Raw genomic sequence first — 16,807 nt, forward strand, 5'->3', positions numbered from 1 at the left:
ATAAATTATACTATTTATAAGAACCAGAACAAAGTTAATGTTTTTTGGTAAAAATCACATATTAAATGGAAACAAGTATTACAAGGAGCCATCGAAGCTAAAAAAGCAAGTCGGTTTTCGCAGCTCAATTTCCACCTTTTTTAAGTTAAAATTGAGGCAAAATGATGCCTTTTTCTGTTGTTTTTTAAGTAACTGAATATCAACACCTTTAATACATCCGAAAACATAAAGGTTATTTCTGGAAATATAAAGGATATTTTTGAAAAAATAAAGGATATCTTTTCAAAGATAAAGGATGCAAAATTTATCGATGCAGTTTTGCTGTAAAACGGATTTGTTAATTTTGTTTAGACCTGAGTTGTTGAACGGGGCTAATGTATCGTATTTTACTACCTTTGCACGATTAATCACGAGCATTTACAAACAATGAAATTTCACGTTACCATAATCATCTATATTTCAGTTTTTCTTTCTTCTTCTTTTGCCTATTCTCAGGATAAAGCCTTGCGTAATCCGTTTGATTTTCCGATTCTTTTGAGTGGTAATTTCGGAGAATTAAGAGCCAGTCATTTTCATTCGGGTATTGACTTTAAAACACAAGGAGTGGAAGGAAAACCTGTTAGGGCAGTGCTGGATGGCTATATCTCCCGAATAGGTGTGAGTCCGTGGGGATATGGAAATGTGTTATATATGAATCACCCGGATGGAACAACGACTGTTTATGCGCATCTACAGAAGTTTTCCGATTCTATTGCCTTTTATGTAAAAGAACAACAATATATTGAAGAGAGTTTTACCGTAAACCTTTACCCGGACGCTGCGCGTTTTACATTTAAACAGGGAGAGGTAATTGGGTTTGGGGGTAATTCGGGCAGCTCAGGCGGTCCTCATTTGCATTTTGAAGTAAGAGACACCGAAACCGAAGAGGTGCTTGATCCGCTGTTTTACTTTAAAGACCGGGTCAAAGACACGCGCCCTCCGCGAATCACGGGGTTGAAGGTCTATCCTATCGAATCACGGGGCATTGTAAATGGCAGTGTGCGTCCTCGCACGTTGAAACTTTCTACCCCCAAAAACACACAACAATTAATTGTAAGCGACAAAATAGAAGCTTGGGGCGATATTGCTTTCGGCGTAAAAGCTTTTGATTCTATGGATGGCACTTCAAATATTTACGGTGTAAAAGAAGTGATACTGATGAAAGACAGCGACGTGGTTTTTCGTAGTAACATTGAGCAATATTCGTTTGATGAGACGCGTTATCTGAATAGTTTTACGGACTATTCGGAATGGAGAAAAAGCGGATCGTTTTTCATGAAAAGTTTTATTGAACCCGGCAACCGGCTTCGTTTTATATCGGGCAAAGACCGTGGAATTATCACGATAGACGAAGAACGAACTTACCTTCTTTCCTACCTCCTTTCCGATATGCAAGGCAACACTACCTTGTTGGCTTTTAAGGTGCAGGGTAAAAAACAGGATTTGCCGGAAGTAAAGGATTCGACCGTGTTTAATTGGACCGGAGATAATCGGTTTGGTTCTAAAGGTGTGCGTTTATTTATTCCACGGGGGAATCTGTATACGGATTTGACACTAAAATACAGTCATAAAGAAGATTCTACGGCTTTGGCCGGAATACATACATTGCACGCCGAAGCTATCCCGCTGCATAAGTCGGCAGACTTATCCATCCGGCTACAGCACGACACCCTTTCCAACAAACAACAATACGGTATCGTACGCCTGCACAAAGGCCGCAAGTATTGGGTTGGAGGTAAATACCGCGACGGATGGATGCAGGGCAGCATACGTGAACTGGCTACTTATTCACTTGCGGCAGATACAGTTCCACCGGTCATTACTCCCATTGATCCGGACACTTGGGTGCAAAAAAAGCGCATTACCATTCGAATAGCCGATCAGCTGAGTGGTGTAAATACCTATCGTGGCGAAATAGACGGCGAATTTGTTCTTTTCGAATTCGACGGCAAAAAAGGTTTGCTCACCTACCGTTTCGATTCAGAACGATTAACCAAAGGAACCCACGAATTAACTTTCACCGTTACCGACGCCTGCGGCAATCAATCAATCTACACCCGGAAATTTAATTGGTAGTTTTGTATTGACCACCACCATAAACACTAACAAAACGCGAATGGTTTTGTTATCACGGCAGGATGTTTTACTTTTGCCAATAAATAAGAGAAGATGAAAGTATGTATTGCCGAAAAGCCCAGCGTGGCACGTGAAATAGCTGATATTCTTGGCGCTAAAACAAGGAAAAAGGGCTATTTGGAAGGAAATGGCTATCAGGTGACGTGGACTTTTGGACATTTATGTACGCTTAAAGAGCCTCACGAATATACACCCGGTTGGCGGCAATGGAGTCTTACTTCATTACCTATGATTCCTCCCCGTTTTGGCATAAAGTTGATCGACAGTCCGTCATACATTGAGCAATTCAACGTGATTGAAAGCCTGATGAAAAACGCGGAAGTGGTGATTAACTGCGGTGATGCCGGGCAGGAAGGTGAATTAATTCAACGTTGGGTAATGCAAAAGGCCGGATGTAAATGTCCGGTTTATCGCTTGTGGATATCTTCTTTAACGGAAGATGCTATTCGGGAAGGATTCTCCAAATTGAAGGAACAGTCTGAATTCGCGCCTTTGTATGAAGCCGGACTTTCACGCGCTATTGGCGACTGGCTGCTGGGTATGAATGCTACCCGTTTGTATACATTAAAATATGGACAAAACAAGCAGGTACTTTCAATCGGACGGGTACAAACACCAACATTGGCATTGATCGTAAACCGACAAAATGAAATAGATAACTTTACGCCGGAACCTTTCTGGGAACTGAAAACAATTTACAGAAATACTAAGTTTTCGGCCACAAAAGGAAAATTTCTGAATAAAGAAGAGGGTGAAGCATTTCTGGAAATCGCGCGACAAGCTGATTTTACCGTAACCGATGTATCGCAAAAAAAAGGGAAGGAAGGCTCTCCCCGATTATTCGATTTGACTTCTCTTCAGGTAGAATGCAATAAAAAATTTGCCTTCACTGCCGATGAAACGTTAAAACTGATCCAATTACTTTACGAGAAAAAAGTAACTACTTATCCCCGTGTTGATACCACTTATTTAAGTGAGGATATTTATCCGAAGGTGCCAACTATACTAAAAGGGCTTGAAGGATATGAAGAGTTAACGCGTGTATTGGCCGGAGCCAAGATCCCCAAAAACAAGAAGGTGTTTGACAATGCAAAGATTACGGATCACCATGCGATTATTCCTACCGGAGTTCCCGCTCGTAATTTGAACGAGAATGAACGGAAAGTGTATGATCTGGTGACACGACGTTTCATTGCCGCGTTTTATCCGGACTGTGATATTTCAACAACAACAGTTCTCGGAAAAGTAGACAAAGTAGATTTTAAGGTTAGCGGAAAGCAAATTATCAATCCCGGTTGGCGTGTTGTGTTTGGTGCTGAACAAAAAGACCCCGACGCACCGGAAACGGAAGAAGATGCCGGTGTATTGCCTGCTTTTGAAGTAGGCGAAAGCGGTCCGCACGAACCGGTTTTAGGCGAATCATGGACGCAACCCCCGAAACCTTACTCCGAGGCCACCTTGCTTCGGGCAATGGAGACGGCAGGGAAATTGGTCGACAACGACGAATTGCGTGACGCATTAAAGGAAAACGGCATAGGGCGCCCTTCTACCCGTGCGGCCATCATTGAAACATTGTTCAAACGCAACTATATCCGCAAAGAGCGAAAGAATTTGCTTCCCACTGCTACCGGAAAAGAACTGATTGAAACCATTAAGGAAGAGTTACTGAAAAGTGCCGAACTGACAGGGCTTTGGGAGAAAAAACTTCGACAGATTGAAAAAGGACAATATGAAGCCAGACTTTTTCTCGAAGAATTAAAGCAGATGGTCAGTGAAATTGTACAACACGTTCTGTGCGACCAAAGTAGCCGGGCTATTACCATTGAGGAAGCTGTAAAAACGGAAGAGAAAAAAACAAAGGAAAAGAAACCCCGCAAACCTCGTGCTAAAAAAGAAGACACAAAAACCGATAAACTCGTTTGTCCAGTCTGTAAGAAAGGAAGTCTGTTAAGAGGAAAAACGGCATACGGTTGCTCGGCCTATAAAGAAGGCTGCACATTCCGTCTGGACTATGCTACTTATGGCGAAGGCCTGACTGATGAACAGTTAAAAGAACTAATCAAAAACATGAAATAAAGCACATGCAAAAAACGGAGTGGTTCCCATTGGTTAACGAATCCGGCGAGACAATAGGCAAAGCAAGTCGCCGGGAATGTCATAGTGGAAGTAAACTTTTACATCCTGTGGTGCACTTGCATATATTTAACGATGCCGGGGATATCTTTTTGCAAAAGAGGTCGATGACAAAAGATATTCAGCCCGGCAAATGGGATACTTCGGTAGGTGGACATGTTGATTATGGAGAAACAGTGGAAGAGGCATTGAAAAGGGAAGTTCGCGAAGAGTTAGGAATTACAGACTTCACACCCATCTACCTGACTAACTATGTTTTTGAATCGAACATCGAAAGAGAATTGGTCAATACATTCCGTACAATTTACTGTGGAGAGATACATCCGGACACAACAGAATTGGATGGCGGACGCTTCTGGACAATGGAAGAAGTTAAAGCCGGATTAGGAAAAGGACTCTTCACTCCGAATTTTGAAACTGAGTTTATACGCTTATTTTTTGCGAGTAAATAATATATTTTTTAGATTCGCCATTAATGGTTATAAACTTAAGGGCGATGATGAAACAATTTAATTATGGAGCTGTAGGAAACTGTAGAACAGGTGCATTGATCTCTGAAAGAGGAAGTGTAGATTGGCTTTGCATGCCGGATTTTGATTCTCCTTCCGTATTCGGAAAGCTTTTAGACAAAGATAAAGGAGGTAGTTTTAGTTTTCTGGTTGACGATAACTATATGATCAGTCAGAACTATATTGAACACACCAATATTTTATCCACCTTATTTGAATCCGAAGAAGGCAGTTTTGAAGTGATCGACTTTATGCCTCGCTACAAGATGCTGGATTTTGATTATTATCTTCCACCTGAACTGTATCGAATGATTAGATTAAAAAGAGGTAAACCACGATTCAGGATACAATATAAGCCGGCATTGGATTATGCCCGCCATAAAATGAGGCATGAAATAACTTCCGAGTATATTAAATCGTTCAGCATCTCGGAGAAATACGATACTATTTTTCTATACTCCAGTCTGGATTACAACAAGATCATATCCAGCGAAGAAATACTTTTGACGGATGACGAGTTTCTTTTGGTGTCGTACAACCAGAAATTAATCCCCATTGATCTGGATCGGGTTGATCTGGAATTTCAACGTACGCGGGTTTACTGGATAAACTGGGTTAACCGTTCGAAAAAATACACCCGATACAATTCGATGATGGAAAGAAGCATGTTGGTTCTTAAGCTTATGTCTTATCAGCCAACAGGTGCAGTGCTTGCCGCATTAACCACCAGCTTGCCGGAATCAATCGGAGAAGTACGTAATTGGGATTATCGTTTCTGCTGGCTTCGGGATGCATCCATGTCGATAGAAACACTTATCAATGTAGGACATAAAAGCGCGGCTGAACGATTTATTTCTTTTCTAAGCAAGATATTAATCTCAAAGTCTGATAAATTCCAGATCATGTACGGCATTCGCGGAGAGCGTGTTCTGACAGAAACCGAACTGTCTCACTTAAGTGGCTATAAAAATTCGCCTCCTGTTCGCATCGGAAATGATGCTTACAGACAGAAACAAAACGATTCGTTTGGCTATTTAATGAATGTTATATACCAATATTATTTTCATTTTAAAGGCACGCTGGCCCAAATAGAGGATATGTTTCAGGTGGTAAAGAACATTATTCGTACTGTAAGGCAAGATTGGTATAAACCGGATAAAGGCATTTGGGAAATACGAGGGGAAGAAAAGCATTTTGTTCTATCTAAAATCATGTGTTGGGTTGCTTTTGATCGTGCTGTAAGCATAGCTCGCCTGCTAAATCAGGACGAACTGGCAGACAAATGGGAAAAAGAAGCAAATGAAATCAGAAAAGACGTACTTACCAACGGTTGGAAAGAGGAGGCAGGATTCTTTTCACAAACATACTGTAATTTAGAACTCGATTCTTCATTGCTCTTAATGGAAGTATATGGGTTTATTGAACCGAATGATCCCAGATATATTAAAACGGTAGACGCCATATACGATAGATTGATGTATAACGGACTTATGTTCAGATATAATAATACTGACGATTTCGGCATACCATCTTCTGCGTTTACAATATGTACCTTTTGGATGGTAAGGGCGCTGCATGTGACTGGAAGAAAGAAAGAAGCGGAGGAATTGTTTGAACAATTACTGTCTTACGCAAATCATCTGGGCCTTTTTAGTGAAGATCTGGACTTTAACACCAAATCTCAATTAGGGAATTTTCCACAGGCTTATTCGCACTTAGCACTTATTAATACGGCTATGCTATTTGGTGAAGAAAAAAGTTATTCCAAATTTATCCGCCCTTAATCAGCTATACGGCGAAGGAATGGTATTGTTTCTGTTTGCGAGTTTAAGAAGAAACGGGCAATTTCCGATACTGATCCTACTTTAATGGTAAATGCGTTTGCAGGTAAGGCGCGGAATATATCTTCGTCTGTAATGTCATCCCCCATAGCCAGAATAAAATCATAATCACGCTGAGCAAGTAATCGTTGGGTTTCACTACCCTTCGTGTTTTGCGGTGATTTTATTTCTACTACTTTATTGCCACGTAGAATCTGTAAATTAAGTCGGGCACATGGTTCAATCAAAGCATTTACCAACTGTTGCTCTCTTAAGGACGCAAACCAGCTATCCACATTTCGATAATGCCAAACCAGCGCTGTGTTTTTTACTTCAAGCTTAGAGTGGAGTGTTTTGTCTACAAAAAGCTGAAGGATATTTATTATCTCTTCATCAAACGTCATGTCAATTATATTCTCAACCCATTTTCCTCCTTCTTTATAGAAAGCACCGTGTTCAGCAGCGAGCGACAATGGTAAGTGGCCTAACCATTTTTCTAATGTGTCGCGGTCGCGCCCGCTATTGATCACAACATGGTTAGAAGGATCATCGCAAAGAAGTTGCAGAGTAGCGATTAGTTCATCGGTAGGAACCGCATCTTCCGGTTTTCGTTTGAAGCCGACAAGTGTGCCGTCGTAATCTAAGATAAACAACCTTTTTTCTGAAGAGGCATACGCTTGCTTGATCCAATCGGTTTTTGATTCCCCTATCCTCTTTTTATGAAGTTTGATGTTTCGTATCTTGATTTCAGAAAGTTCTTTGACAAATCCGGCGGCCCATCTATTCACATTTTGCTTGCTTATTTTCTTTTGCATGGTTTTCAAAGAATCCAGCTGTTCTTGTACGGGCATATTAAGCGCAGCCAATATAGCACGCGAGATCTCTTCCGTGTCATTCGGATTAACTATGATCGATTCGCTTAGCTCGATTGAGGCTCCGGCCATTTCGCTTAAGATCAACACACCCGGACTATCTCTTTTAACCGCGATGTATTCTTTGGCAACAAGGTTCATCCCATCTCTTAAAGGGGTAACCAATGCAATATCAGCGATGCTATACATGGCTATCAGTTCTTCAAAGTCGAACGAATGGTAGAAGTAATATACCGGTGTCCAGTTGATTGTTGAATATTGACCATTGATCCGTCCGATCATTTCATCAATACTGATTTTAAGACTGGAGTACTCTTCTACGTTTGCTCTTGATGGAACAATAATCATGGCAAGCGAAACATTTTCTCTATATTCCGGATTACTTTCAAGAAAACGATAGAACCCTTCCAAACGGTGCAAAATACCTTTGCTGTAATCCAGCCGGTCCACAGAAATAATAAGTTTGGAATTTCCGAATGTTTCCTTTAATTCCTTCGCTTTCTGTTGTATGTTCGGATTTAAGATGGCATTACTATATAATTCATAATTAATACCCATCGGAAAAGTCTCCACATAAACCATTCTGTTTTCATGTTTTACCTGATCAAGATGGAAATGTGTATCTAACACCCGTTCTGTCGCGCTTACAAAATGCCGCATGTAGTCATGCGTATGAAAACCGATTAAATCAGCACCCAATAATCCATTTAAAAGCTCGGCCCGCTCCGGTAAAACACGGAAAAGTTCGTAAGACGGGAACGGTATATGATGAAAATACCCAATATTGACAAACTTATTCTGTGTTCTGATTAATTGAGGCAGTAACATTAAATGATAATCCTGAACCCAAACAATATCATCATCTTCCAATAAGGGGAAAGTTGTTTCCGCAAATAACTGGTTTACTTCCTGATAAGATTTCCAATAGGAATTTTCATATTTTATGAAGGAAAAGAAATAATGACAAAGCGGCCATATTGTGCTGTTGCTATAGCCTTCATAATATTCTTCCACCTGATCTTCCGAAAGAAAAACAGGATGATAATTATGTTGGCTTAAATACTCCACAACCTGCGGTTTTTCGTTTTCATCTTCAATGTATAGACCTGGCCATCCCACCCAATGTATTTCGGTTTCTAAATCGAGAGAGGCTAATCCTGTTGCTAATCCTCCTTCACTCGGAATAAAAGAAAAATCACCATTTGTTCTGGTTGCTTTTACTGGAAGTCTGTTTGAAATAATAAATAATTTCATAGGTAAAATTCTAAAAATAGATTAATCATAATGGGCATATTTCTCAAATATACAAAAAAACGCTCGTTTTTAGGCTATTAAGTCTTCAATTTATATGTTTTGTATCAGGTTATATCGTTATAAATACTCTTTTTCTCTTATTTTTGCATTATATAAAAAACAGAATACAATGAACTTAGGATTTGTAAAAGTTGCAGCCGCGATTCCCCGATTAAAAGTTGCCGATTGCTTCTTTAATATACATCAAATAGAAGGTCTTATACATAAAGCAGACGCTCAGCATGTGCAATTTATCTGTTTCCCGGAATTATCCGTTACAGGATATACGTGTATGGATATTTTCTCTCAGCAAACTTTATTGAATAATGCCGAAAAGGCGCTAATCCAATTGGTGGAAAAAACATCTGGTTTGTCTATCCTTTCTATCGTAGGGATGCCGTTGCGTATAGAGAATCGATTAGTAAACGCGGCTGTTGTTTTTCAGCAAGGAAAGATTCTGGGTGTAGTGCCTAAAACATTTATCCCCAATTACAAAGAGTTTCAAGAACAACGCTGGTTTTCTTCCGGAAACGAGATTTATGGAAACGAAATAACGATTGCCGGAGCCCGGTATCCGTTCGGCAAACAGTTGCTGTTTTCTGATAACGACATCACAATCGGAATAGAAATATGCGAAGACTTATGGGTTCCCATTCCGCCCAGTTCCGATCTTTGTATGCATGGAGCGAATCTGATTTTTAATCTTTCGGCAAGCAATGAGTTGATAGGGAAACATCGGTACAGACAATCATTGATAAAACAACAATCGGCCCGTTGTATTGCGGGATATGTATATTCGTCGGCCGGATTTGGAGAGTCGAGCACGGATCTTGTATTTTCGGGCAATGCGATTATCGCGGAAAATGGCACCCTACTCAAATCTTCCGAACGTTTTTGCTTAGAGGAGCAATTAGTGGTTAGTGAGATTGATATTGCCAATCTGCAAAACGACCGCATGGTGGATACAAGCTTTATGAAAGGTCTGCAATGCACCGAAAAAGAAATCCGCCGGATTCCATTCGAAACGAAGCAGCTCCCCTGCCCTATGCAACTTACCCGTTTTGTTGATCCCTACCCTTTTATTCCTTTTGGTGACGAGTTGAAAGAACGTTGTGAGGAAATTCTGAACATACAGGTGCACGGATTAGCGAAACGCTATGATCATACAAAATCAAACTCGGCGGTAATTGGAATATCCGGAGGACTGGATTCTACACTTGCTTTGCTTATTACCGTTATGGCTTTTGATTTACTGCATATTCCACGCAAACGGATTATTGGTATTACAATGCCCGGATTTGGCACTACAGACAGAACATACACCAACGCGGTTGGTTTGATACATTCGCTGGGCGTTACTTTCAGAGAAATATCAATCCAAAAAGCCTGCCTTCAACACTTCGCTGATATCGGTCATGATCCCTCCATACATGACGTAACGTATGAAAACACGCAGGCCCGCGAACGTACACAAATACTAATGAATGTTGCCAATAAGGAAAACGGTTTAGTGATTGGCACAGGCGATTTGTCAGAGTTGGCACTTGGCTGGGCAACCTATAATGGCGACCACATGTCGATGTATGGCGTGAATAACAGTATTCCCAAAACATTAGTGAAGCATCTGGTTGAATGGGTTGCACGTAATAAGATGGATAACGCCTCAAGAGATATTCTGCTCGATATTACCGACACCCCGATTAGTCCGGAGTTGATCCCTGCCGATAGCAACGGAAACATTACACAGATAACGGAAGATCTGGTAGGACCTTACGAACTGCATGACTTTTTCATTTATCATACACTTCGTTTCGGTGCTACACCTGCACGGATATATTATCTGGCTCAAAGCGCGTTTAAAGATAAATACGACAATGCCACATTAAAAAAATGGCTGCATACTTTCTTTCGCCGTTTCTTTGCCCAACAATTTAAACGGAGCTGTTTGCCGGATGGACCAAAGGTGGGTTCCGTTAGTTTTTCTCCACGCGGAGACTGGCGTATGCCAAGTGACGCAAGTGCAGCTATCTGGTTGAAAGAAGTCGAGGAGCTGATAGTTTAGCCTTAACAATAGCTTTTATTTCTATAAAAACATATCGAAATCACCCCGGTCTTGAGCATCGCTCTAAAAGATCAGGGTGATTTTTTATTGTCTTCATGTTGTAATTGCTCCTTATTTACTTTATGCGGAGTGGTACATCCTTTGTTTCTTTTTTAATAACCTTTATTTTCCTTTTTCTATATCTGTGGAAAAACTTTTCTATATCTGTGGTAAAGTTTTTCTATATATATAGAAAAAGGAAAATATCCTTTATAAATATTATAAACTCCTTTATAAAGGAAGATTCATACCTATCTGCCAACCGTGTTTATGCAACCCTTGCTTTAAATCGCTTTTCAAAAAAGAAGAAACTTACAATATTACACCTGAAAAAAACAATACAGTTTTAGATTGTAATAAGGAAAAGGCAGAATAAAACAAATTATCACAACAACTCATTTTATTTAAACAATAAACCACTTTTATTGTTTTATTTATATCAAAACGACATACATTTGCGTCGTCGATAGACAAAAAGATTATAACATTCTGTAAATTCAAACAAAATGACAAAGCTGATTGAGTTCACCAAGATGCATGGAGCCGGAAATGACTATATATATGTAAATACGTCACTCTATCCGCTTGAACATCCTGAAGATTTAGCCATCAAGTGGAGTGCTCCACACATCGGAATCGGAGCGGATGGCCTGGTTTTAATTGACCGGTCGGATATCGCGGATTTCAGTATGCGCATCTTTAACACAGATGGTTCCGAAGCGATGATGTGTGGCAATGCTTCCAGATGTATAGGAAAATATGTATATGAGTATGGGTTGACCAATGAGAAAAACATTACGCTCGAAACATTATCCGGAGTAAAAGAACTGGAATTAAATGTAGAAGGCAATAAAGTAAGCGATGTTACGGTAGATATGGGAAGCCCGGTTATCGAAAAAGAAAACTTAACACTTAGCATTAATAACAAAGAATATAGTGGAACTGTAATTTCAATGGGCAACCCTCACTTTGTAATTTTTGTGGATGATGTGGATAAAGTGGATTTGAAAACGATAGGCTCCTTACTAGAAAAACATCCAGCCTTTCCAGACAGAACAAACGTTGAGTTTGTGCAGGTTCACAGCCCCAATGAAGTTAAGATGCGTGTATGGGAAAGGGGTTCCGGAATCACGCTTGCGTGTGGAACAGGTGCTTGCGCTGCCGCAGTAGCAAGTATCATCAAACAGAAAACGACGAATAAACTAAAAGTATTGATGGATGGCGGAGCCCTTACCATTCAATGGAACAGACTTTTAGCAAACAAAGTATACATGACGGGCGAGGCTGTCACAGTTTTTGAGGGAAGCATTGAGGTTTAAAATCACAACAACAACACAACAACAAAACGAATAAAGAGTATGGCATTGATCAATGAACATTTTCTGAAGTTACCAAACAATTATTTATTCTCGGATATAGCGAAAAAAGTAAACAGTTTTAAGGTTACTCATCCGAAAGAAAAAATAATACGTTTAGGGATTGGTGATGTAACCCAGCCATTGCCACCTGCTGTTGTAGACGCGATGCATAAAGCAGTAGATGAAATGACGAGTAAAAGCACGTTTCATGGATATGGTCCTGAGCAAGGTTACTCTTTTTTAATAGACGCGATTATTAAGAACGATTACGCGCCCAGAGGCATAACGCTGGAGCAGAGTGAAATTTTTATAAGTGACGGTGCCAAGAGTGACACCGGAAATATAGGAGATATTTTAAGACACGATAATAGCATCGGAGTAACCGATCCGGTTTATCCGGTTTACATCGATTCAAATGTAATGAGTGGCCGGGCCGGCGTGTTGGATAGTGGAAAATGGAGCAATGTGGTATACATACCCTGTGTAGCGGAAAACGGATTCATTCCCGATCTTCCGGGTCGAAGAGTAGATATTCTCTATCTCTGTTATCCAAACAACCCAACCGGCACAACATTAAGTAAAGACGAGTTGAAAAAATGGGTAAACTACGCGTTGGCCAATGATGTGCTGATTATGTATGATGCGGCTTACGAAGCATACATCCAAAACCCGGAGATCCCCCACTCCATTTACGAAATCAAAGGTGCCAAAAAAGTGGCGATAGAATTTCGAAGCTTTTCTAAAACCGCCGGATTTACAGGTATGCGGTGCGGATATACCGTAGTTCCTAAAGAGCTGAACGGATTCACATTAGACGGCGAACGGGTTTTGTTGAACAAGCTTTGGAACAGACGACAATGCACCAAGTTTAACGGAGCCAGCTATATCACTCAACGCGGAGCTGAAGCCGTTTATTCGCCGGAAGGAAAAAAGCAAGTGCGGGAGATTATAGACTATTACATGACAAATGCCCGAATTATGAAAGAGGGTATCCTGAAATGTGGGCTGAATGCTTTTGGTGGTGAAGACGCTCCTTATTTATGGATTAAAACACCAAAAGGACTTACCTCCTGGAAGTTTTTTGAAAAGCTACTCTATGAAGTTTATATAGTAGGAACTCCGGGAGTAGGATTTGGTCCCAGCGGTGAAGGTTATTTACGACTCACCGCCTTTGGCAACCGGGACGATACGTTAGAAGCCATGGCCAGATTAAAGAAGTGGATGTTATAACGTGTCTTTACCAACTTACAATAAGCAATCATTAAAAAAAACATTTAAATAACTACAAGTATGGCTTTTATTATTCCACAAGACTATAAGCAAACACTTATGCCTGAAACAACAGAACAGGCTATTCAATTCCTAAAAGCAAGTTTTCAGGAAAAATTATCAAAAACACTTAATCTGCGTCGTGTTACTGCTCCCCTATTCGTTTTAAAAGGAACAGGTATCAATGATGATCTGAACGGTGTTGAACGCGCAGTTACTTTTCCTATCAAATGCATGGGTGATCGTCCGGCGGAAGTGGTTCACTCGTTAGCAAAATGGAAACGTATGAAATTAGGCGCGTACAGAATCCCGGCAGGGTATGGTTTGTACACCGATATGAACGCGATCAGAAGTGATGAAGAGCTGGACAACCTCCATTCTCTTTATGTTGATCAATGGGACTGGGAACGAACAATAAAGTTGGAAAACCAGAATCTGGATTATTTAAAAAAGACTGTTCGTCAAATATACAAGTTGTTGAAAGAAATTGAAGAATCAGTTTATGCACTTTATCCGCACATCACTCCTTCACTTCCGGATGACATCACATTTATCCATTCGGAAGAACTTTACTTAACTTATCCGGATCTGACTCCACGAGAACGTGAGGATAAAGCTGCTGAAAAATTCGGAGCCATCTTTATTATCGGCATCGGTGGTGAATTAAGTCATGGAGAGATACATGACGGGCGCGCTCCCGATTATGATGACTGGAGTAGTGTGAATTCGGATGGTTTCAAAGGTTTAAACGGCGATATCATTTTGTGGAATGAAGTGTTGCAATGTTCGTTCGAAATCTCGTCCATGGGTATTCGAGTAGATAAAGAAGCACTGATTCGGCAGTTAAAAATAAGAGGTTGCGAAGAACGGGCTGAACTGGAATTTCACAAAGCGCTTATCGACGGAAAGCTGCCTCTTTCAATCGGAGGAGGAATCGGACAAAGCCGTTTGTGTATGTTCTTTCTTAAAAAAGCGCACATCGGCGAAGTGCAAGCCTCCGTATGGCCTGTAGAACAGGTTGAACGATGCAAACAGCACAATATTTTTATACTATAAACAGCAACATACAATCATTATGTCAAAGTTAAGATTCAGAGTAGTAGAAACTGCCTTTAAGAAAAAAGCAGTAGAAGTTGCCTTACCTTCCGAACGTCCTTCCGAATATTTTGCATCCAAAGTATTCAACCGTTCTAAAATGTATAAATATTTGCCGGAAAAGGCCTATGCTAAAATAGTAGACGTAATTGATAACGGAGCTACATTGGATCGTACTACCGCGGATACGGTAGCAGAAGCACTAAGAAAATGGGCTTCAGAAATGGGCGCGACACATTACACACATTGGTTTCATCCTTTAACAGACGCAACAGCCGAAAAACACGATGCTTTTGTTGAACATGATGGCAAAGGTGGAATGATTGAAGAGTTTTCCGGCAAATTGCTTGTTCAGCAAGAACCAGATGCCTCCAGTTTTCCGAACGGCGGTATCAGAAACACATTTGAAGCACGTGGATACACTGCTTGGGATCCTTCATCGCCGGCATTTATTATAGGTGACACCTTGTGTATTCCTACAATTTTCATCTCATATACAGGTGAACCTCTTGACTACAAAGCCCCGCTGATAAAGGCATTGGAAGCTATTAACAAAGCGGCTGTAGATGTTTGCCATTATTTTAATAAAGATGTAAAGAAGGTTTACTCGTATCTTGGCTGGGAACAAGAATATTTCCTGATTGACGAAGGTTTGTATGCTGCTCGTCCGGATTTGTTACTTACAGGGCGCACGTTGATGGGACACGAAAGCAGTAAAAACCAACAATTGGAAGATCATTATTTCGGAGCTATCCCCACCCGTGTTCTTGAATTCATGAAGGATCTGGAAATAGAGGCGTTGAAATTAGGTATTCCTTTAAAAACAAGACACAATGAAGTTGCGCCAAATCAGTTCGAGTTAGCCCCGATCTTTGAAGAATGCAACCTGGCAAACGATCATAATCTTTTACTGATGGCACTGATGCGTAAAATCTCACGCAGACATGGTTTCCGCGTTCTTTTACACGAAAAGCCATTCAAGGGAGTTAACGGATCGGGGAAACATAACAACTGGTCATTAGGAACAGATACAGGGGTTTTGTTAATGGCGCCGGGGAAAACACCGGAAGAGAATCTTCGATTTATTACATTTGTTGTCAATGTTTTAAAGGCCGTACACAAACATAATGCTTTGCTTAAGGCGAGTATATCAAGTGCTACCAACGCACATCGTTTAGGAGCAAATGAAGCCCCTCCGGCCATTATTTCAAGTTTCCTTGGTTCTCAGGTTTCAGCGATACTTGAAAAACTGGAAAATAGTTCTTTAGAAGATCTTACAATTTCCGCTAAGCAGGGCGTAAAGTTAAACATCGGGCGTATTCCGGAAATTTTGGTTGACAATACGGATCGTAACCGAACATCAGCTTTTGCCTTCACGGGAAACCGTTTTGAGTTCCGTGCCGTAGGATCACAAGCCAACTGTGCCTCTGCCATGTTAGCGTTGAATGCTGCTGTTGCAGAACAATTACAGGAATTTAAAACAGAAGTAGATGCTAAAATAGCTGAAGGAAAAGACAAGTACACCGCAATTCTCGAAACCCTGCGTAAAGACATTAAAGAATCCAAAGCAATTCATTTTGATGGCAACGGATACTGCGATGAATGGAAAGCAGAAGCACGTCGCCGTGGCTTGGATTGCGAAACAAGTGTACCTGTTATTTTCGATGCCTACCTGAAAGAAAGCACAGTAAAAATGTTTGAAGCAACAGGCGTTATGACGGAAAAAGAACTGGAAGCCCGTAATGAAGTTAAATGGGAAACCTACACCAAGAAAATCCAGATTGAAGCCCGTGTGTTAGGAGATCTGGCGATGAACCATATAGTACCCGTTGCCACAAAATACCAAAGTTCATTGATCGACAATGTTTACAAGATGCGTGATTTATTTCCCACGGAAAAAGCAAAAAATCTATCCGTTAAGAATTTAGAACTAATCGAAGACATTGCCGGACATACGATTTTTATCAAGGAGAAAGTTGACGAAATGGTTAATACCCGCAAACAGCTGAATAGAATAGAATCGGAACGGGAAAAAGCAATCGGATACCACGATAAAATCACTCCGATGCTTGAAGAAATCCGTTACCATATTGATAAGCTGGAGTTGATTGTAGATAATGAACTTTGGACTCTACCTAAATACAGAGAATTATTATTTATCAGATAGTCTTATTCAGACGAT

General features: G+C 40.6%; 10 protein-coding genes. 9 read left to right on the top strand and 1 reads right to left on the bottom strand.

Annotated elements, in window-relative coordinates; all coding sequences use genetic code 11:
- The first annotated feature begins 426 nt into the window (after positions 1–426).
- The 4 genes from B9Y81_RS06335 (at position 427) to B9Y81_RS06350 (ending at position 6,601) form a co-directional block, all read left to right on the top strand.
- Entirely contained in the window at positions 427–2,115 is a 1,689-nt protein-coding gene (locus B9Y81_RS06335) for a M23 family metallopeptidase (protein ID WP_085536163.1), read from the top strand.
- 93 nt (positions 2,116–2,208) lie between these two features.
- Positions 2,209–4,251, top strand: a complete 2,043-nt coding sequence (locus tag B9Y81_RS06340; protein WP_085536164.1) for a DNA topoisomerase 3 — start codon at positions 2,209–2,211, stop codon at positions 4,249–4,251.
- 5 nt (positions 4,252–4,256) lie between these two features.
- Positions 4,257–4,760, top strand: coding sequence for an NUDIX hydrolase (locus tag B9Y81_RS06345; RefSeq protein ID WP_085536165.1), 504 nt, complete (start codon positions 4,257–4,259; stop codon positions 4,758–4,760).
- Between the two features lie 47 nt (positions 4,761–4,807).
- A complete protein-coding gene (locus B9Y81_RS06350; protein WP_085536545.1) occupies positions 4,808–6,601 on the top strand; it encodes a glycoside hydrolase family 15 protein in 1,794 nt (597 codons plus the stop codon).
- Here B9Y81_RS06350 and B9Y81_RS06355 read toward each other — a convergent pair.
- Positions 6,598–8,763 (bottom strand): bifunctional alpha,alpha-trehalose-phosphate synthase (UDP-forming)/trehalose-phosphatase, encoded by a 2,166-nt coding sequence (locus B9Y81_RS06355; protein ID WP_085536166.1) that lies wholly within the window; start codon positions 8,761–8,763, stop codon positions 6,598–6,600. The two genes, B9Y81_RS06350 and B9Y81_RS06355, sit on opposite strands and share 4 nt — an antisense overlap.
- A 169-nt stretch (positions 8,764–8,932) precedes the next feature.
- Between B9Y81_RS06355 and B9Y81_RS06360 the strand changes: the two genes are divergently transcribed.
- The 5 genes from B9Y81_RS06360 to B9Y81_RS06380 all read left to right on the top strand — a co-directional run bounded on the left by B9Y81_RS06360 (position 8,933) and on the right by B9Y81_RS06380 (position 16,792).
- Positions 8,933–10,864: an NAD(+) synthase gene (locus B9Y81_RS06360; RefSeq protein ID WP_085536546.1), complete on the top strand. Its 1,932-nt coding sequence runs from the start codon at positions 8,933–8,935 to the stop codon at positions 10,862–10,864.
- Positions 10,865–11,409: 545 nt separating this feature from the next.
- Positions 11,410–12,222: a diaminopimelate epimerase gene (dapF, locus tag B9Y81_RS06365; protein WP_085536167.1), complete on the top strand. Its 813-nt coding sequence runs from the start codon at positions 11,410–11,412 to the stop codon at positions 12,220–12,222.
- A 39-nt stretch (positions 12,223–12,261) separates the two neighbouring features.
- Positions 12,262–13,491, top strand: coding sequence for an LL-diaminopimelate aminotransferase (locus B9Y81_RS06370; RefSeq protein WP_085536168.1), 1,230 nt, complete (start codon positions 12,262–12,264; stop codon positions 13,489–13,491).
- A gap of 60 nt (positions 13,492–13,551) precedes the next feature.
- Positions 13,552–14,586, top strand: coding sequence for an aspartate--ammonia ligase (gene asnA / locus B9Y81_RS06375; protein ID WP_085536169.1), 1,035 nt, complete (start codon positions 13,552–13,554; stop codon positions 14,584–14,586).
- A 19-nt stretch (positions 14,587–14,605) separates the two neighbouring features.
- Positions 14,606–16,792, top strand: a complete 2,187-nt coding sequence (locus B9Y81_RS06380; protein ID WP_085536170.1) for a glutamine synthetase III family protein — start codon at positions 14,606–14,608, stop codon at positions 16,790–16,792.
- The last annotated feature ends 15 nt before the right edge of the window (positions 16,793–16,807 follow it).

This window comes from Massilibacteroides vaginae (assembly GCF_900178525.1).
Classification (GTDB): domain Bacteria; phylum Bacteroidota; class Bacteroidia; order Bacteroidales; family Tannerellaceae; genus Massilibacteroides; species Massilibacteroides vaginae.